The sequence below is a fragment of the bacterium genome (assembly GCA_027622355.1).
Lineage (GTDB): Bacteria > UBA8248 > UBA8248 > UBA8248 > UBA8248 > JAQBZT01.
The window spans coordinates 1-4,039 of sequence record JAQBZT010000265.1 but is presented as its reverse complement, the minus strand read 5'-3'; the positions used below and the strand labels follow the sequence as shown (position 1 = coordinate 4,039).

The following is a 4,039-nucleotide window of genomic DNA, read 5'->3' as shown; positions in this document are numbered from 1 at the left end:
AGGGGCCGGCTACCGGCGCTATGAGATCAGCAATTTCGCGCGGCCGGGCTTCGCGTGCCGCCACAACCTGAACTACTGGCGCCGGGGGGAGTATCTCGGCGCCGGGGCGGGGGCGCACTCCTTCATCGGAGCGCGCCGCTTCTGGAACACGGCCCGGCCCGATCATTACATCGAAAACGCGGGAGATCCGCCGGCGGGCGGGGAGGAGATGCGCGATCCGGAAAGATCCCTGGGGGAGGCCCTCATGCTGGGGTTGCGGCTTCGGGAGGGCGTCTCGCTCGATGCGATCGGTGCGGCCGCGGGCACCGACGCCGAATCGATCTACGGAGACACTTTCGGAAAATTGACCGCCGCGGGGCTCCTCGAACGGGAGAGCGACCGGCTTCGCCTCACCCCGAAGGGCACCCTGCTGGCGAACCGGGTTCTTGCGGAGTTCCTCTAGCCGCGCGCCCGGTTCACTCCCCCCAGGCGGCTTCCACCTCCGAAAACGCCACCGGCCCCTCCCGGATGAGAAGCGGCTTCTCTCCCCGCACGTCCACGACGCTCGAGGGCGAATCTTGGCCCAGCGCGCCCCCGTCGAGAATCATCTCGAGCTTTTCCCCGAAGGCTTCCGCAACCTCCCGGGCTCTGGCGAAGGGCGGCGCCCCCGGCGGGTTGGCGCTCGTGGCGGCGAAAGGACCCACCCACCGGGCCAGCGTGCGGCAGAGGGCCTGGCCGGGCAGGCGGACCGCGACGCCATCCCCGCCCCCGCAAAGAACGCGGGAAACATGCGGCCTCGCCGGAAAAATCAGGGTGAGCGGCCCCGGCCACAGCGCGCGCACGAGACGCTGCGCGGCGGCGGGAATCCGATCCGTCAGAAGATAGAGCTGCGGGAAAAGTCCGATCAGGACAGGGGCACCCTTTTTTTCGGTGCGGCCCTTCACGGCGAAGAGCCGATCGATGGCCTCGCGGTCAAGGGCACGGGCGCAGAGCCCGTAGAGCGTGTCGGTGGGAACGGCGATGCACTTTCCCCGCTTCAGCGCCCCGGCCGCCCGGATGAGGATCTCCCCCTCGGGCGCTTCCATGGAGACCGGGATGATGTCGGCCATCGGAAAAATCAGTTCCCGGAGCGTCCCTTGCGGAGCTCTTCATCCGCCGAAAGGACTTTCTCCGATTGCGCCGCCACGAAGTTCGCATACCGCTTCGCGAGGGCGGCGTCCGAGAGGGCGAGGATCCGCGCCGCGAACAGCCCCGCGTTCCGGGCACCGGCCGCTCCGATGCCCATCGCTGCCACCGGGATGCCCGGCGGCATCTGCACCGTGGAAAGGAGCGCATCGAGCCCGCCGAGCGGGGAGGCATCGAGCGGAACGCCGATCACCGGAAGGATGGTGCCGGCCCCCACCACGCCCGCAAGGTGGGCCGCCATCCCGGCCCCCGCGATGAGCACGCGGATTCCGCGGGAGGGCGCCTCCTTGACGTAGGCATGAACGGCATCCGGGGTGCGGTGGGCCGAGAGTATCCGCATCTCGTTCGCCACCCCGAGATCGTCCAGCGCCTTCGCCGCCTCCTCCATCACCGCGGCGTCGTTGGCGCTGCCCATGAGAATTCCGACAAGCGGCGTCTTCGCCATCTGGATATCCCTAAATCACGGCCTGAAGCTCGATCTCGAGCTTCGCGCCCGCAATCAGCTTCGCTGCCTGAAAAGTGGTCCGGGCGGGCGGGTCTACCACCCCGAAGTATTCCTCAAAGACCGCGTTCATTCCCTGAAGCTCGGCGAGGTCTTCCATGAATATCGTCACCTTGACTGCGTTGGCGAGAGAGGTGCCCGCCGCCTCGCAGACGGCCTTGAGGTTCTCGATCGCCCGCCGGGTCTGCTCCGCGATGCCGCCGGGGACGAGCTGGCCCGTCGCCGGATCGAGGGGCAGCTGGCCCGAGCAGAAAAGCCACTCGCCCACCACAATCCCTTGGGAAAGGGGCACTTTTCCGGAGCCCGCCTTGTCCGTCTTGATGACTTTCTTTTGCATCGTCATGAATGCTGGCCTCCCCGCAAAATGAGGTGTCGGATATACCGGAGAACCGCTTCCTGATACCCCGCGGGGGAAACTTCGTCAAGGAGGCCGGGGAGATTCCCGCCCCGCCTCGCCGCCGGGAAGATTGTATCGCCGCACGGTGGTAAGATTGGGCCCCTCCCGCTCCCCATGAGGAAAGGCAGATGGAAAGAGAACTTTTTGAGCCGCCGGAACCGGAAAAGGGCAAAGGGCCCCCGCTCGCCGACCGGATGCGCCCCGAGTCGCTGGGAGAGGTGCTCGGGCAGGATCATCTGATCGGCGAGGGAAAAGTGCTCCGCCGCGCCATCGAGCGCGACGAGCTGCGCTCGGTCATCTTCTGGGGTCCTCCCGGAACGGGCAAAACCACCCTCGCACGCATCATCGCCCAGGCGACCCGCGCGCGCTTCATCACGATGAGCGCCGTCCTGCACGGGGTGAAGGATCTGCGCGGGGCTGTGGACGCCGCCCGGCAGGAGCGCCGGACCGGGAGAAGGACCATTCTCTTCATCGACGAGATCCACCGCTTCAACAAGGCGCAGCAGGACGGCCTGCTTCCCCACGTGGAGGACGGCACCCTCACCCTCATCGGAGCGACCACCGAGAATCCCTCCTTCGAGATCATTCCCCCCCTGCTCTCAAGGTCCCGCGTGTTCGTCCTTGAGCCGCTGCAGGAGGGCCATCTGCTCACCCTTCTCCGAAAGGCCCTGGGCGATGCCGCCCGCGGCCTCGGCGGAAACGATCTTCAGGCGGCCGACGATGTTCTCCTCCGCATCGCCGCCCTCTCCGACGGGGACGCCCGGGCCGCCCTGAACATTCTCGAACTTGCGGCGGGCATTGTCCGGGATCAGAAAAGAGCGCAGGGCGGAGGCCCCGTCTCCATCTCCTCGGGCGATGTCGCCGAGGCGGTGCAGCGAAAGACCCTGCTGCACGACAAATCCGGGGAGGCCCACTACAACCTCATCAGCGCCCTGCACAAGACCCTGCGGAGCTCCGACCCCGACGCCGCGCTCTACTGGCTGGGCCGGATGCTCGAGGGGGGCGAGGACCCGATGTACATCCTGCGCAGACTCGTCCGCTTCGCCACCGAGGACATCGGCCTGGCCGACCCCCAGGCCCTTCAGGTCGCGATGGCCGCCCAGCAGGCGTTTCACTTCATCGGGCTGCCGGAGGGGAAGCTGGCCCTCGCGGAGGCGGTGGTCTATCTGGCGGCAGCGCCCAAGAGCGATGCCGTCTACCGGGCCTATCAGGCCGTCGCGCGCGCCATTGATGAGCACCCGGCCGAGCCCGTCCCCCTCCATCTGCGGAACGCCCCGACCCGCCTCATGAAGGATCTCGGCTACGGCAAGGGCTACCAGCATGCGCACGAATTCGAGGACACGGTGGTGGAGATGGAGGGACTTCCCGAAGGGCTGCGCGGCCACCGTTTCTACCGCCCGGCCGGAAGGGGCTTCGAGGCCGAGATCGAAAAGCGGATCAGGGCGCGCGAGGAGCGCCTCGATGCGCGCGTGGGCGAGCGGCTCGGGGTGCCGGACGCGCCCCATCTGCACGATCGGCGGCCCTCGGACCCCGCCATGCCGGGCAAGCGGCGGAAAAAAACGCCCTGACCCTCATTTTTGAATCCCCCGCCGGCATGCGGGAAACCAAGCCGGGCGGAAAAGCCGCGCCCTCATTCCCGGCCGGGAAACCACGCGCGAAGCTCATCGAGATAGGCGGGGGGGAAGCCGGCGGCCTCGGCGGCCCCGTATACTTTTTCCATGTACTTCATGTACTTCTCGTACTTCTCCTTCGGAACGCCGCGCTCCGTGATCGGATCGATATAGATCAGCGGGCGGAGCATCTCGCCCTCCCCGGACCGCACTTTCAGGAAATCCCGGTAGTACCTACCCTTGGCCACCCCCTCGAAGCCATCGAGTGCGTGCACATGCGCCTCGGTGATCTCCCAGATCAAGCCGTGCACCTCCGCGCCCGCCTCGGCGGCGACGGGCGCCGCCCCCCGCGTATTGATCAGAAAC

6 protein-coding genes are annotated in these 4,039 nt (G+C 67.4%); 2 read left to right on the top strand and 4 right to left on the bottom strand.

The genetic code is table 11. The features are described 5' to 3' along the window. Nucleotides 1-442, top strand: a 442-nt coding sequence (locus tag O2807_13030; GenBank protein ID MDA1001423.1) for a coproporphyrinogen III oxidase, incomplete at its 5' end; no start/stop codon positions are given. 13 nt (nucleotides 443-455) lie between these two features. Here O2807_13030 and O2807_13025 read toward each other — a convergent pair. The 3 genes from O2807_13025 to O2807_13015 are packed head-to-tail and all read right to left on the bottom strand — an operon-like array spanning nucleotide 456 to nucleotide 2,003. Then, nucleotides 456-1,088: an L-threonylcarbamoyladenylate synthase gene (locus O2807_13025; protein MDA1001422.1), complete on the bottom strand. Its 633-nt coding sequence runs from the start codon at nucleotides 1,086-1,088 to the stop codon at nucleotides 456-458. 8 nt (nucleotides 1,089-1,096) lie between these two features. Then, the gene (gene purE, locus O2807_13020; GenBank protein ID MDA1001421.1) at nucleotides 1,097-1,609 is read right to left on the bottom strand and encodes a 5-(carboxyamino)imidazole ribonucleotide mutase; all 513 of its coding nucleotides are present in this window, start codon (nucleotides 1,607-1,609) and stop codon (nucleotides 1,097-1,099) included. A gap of 10 nt (nucleotides 1,610-1,619) precedes the next feature. After that, entirely contained in the window at nucleotides 1,620-2,003 is a 384-nt protein-coding gene (locus O2807_13015) for a Rid family detoxifying hydrolase (protein MDA1001420.1), read from the bottom strand. 188 nt (nucleotides 2,004-2,191) lie between these two features. Here O2807_13015 and O2807_13010 point away from each other — a divergent pair, with 188 nt between their 5' ends. Beyond that, nucleotides 2,192-3,631, top strand: a complete 1,440-nt coding sequence (locus tag O2807_13010) for a replication-associated recombination protein A (GenBank protein ID MDA1001419.1) — start codon at nucleotides 2,192-2,194, stop codon at nucleotides 3,629-3,631. Between the two features lie 62 nt (nucleotides 3,632-3,693). Here O2807_13010 and O2807_13005 read toward each other — a convergent pair. Continuing rightward, nucleotides 3,694-4,039: gamma-glutamylcyclotransferase (locus tag O2807_13005; GenBank protein MDA1001418.1), on the bottom strand; the 346-nt coding region annotated here is incomplete at its 5' end.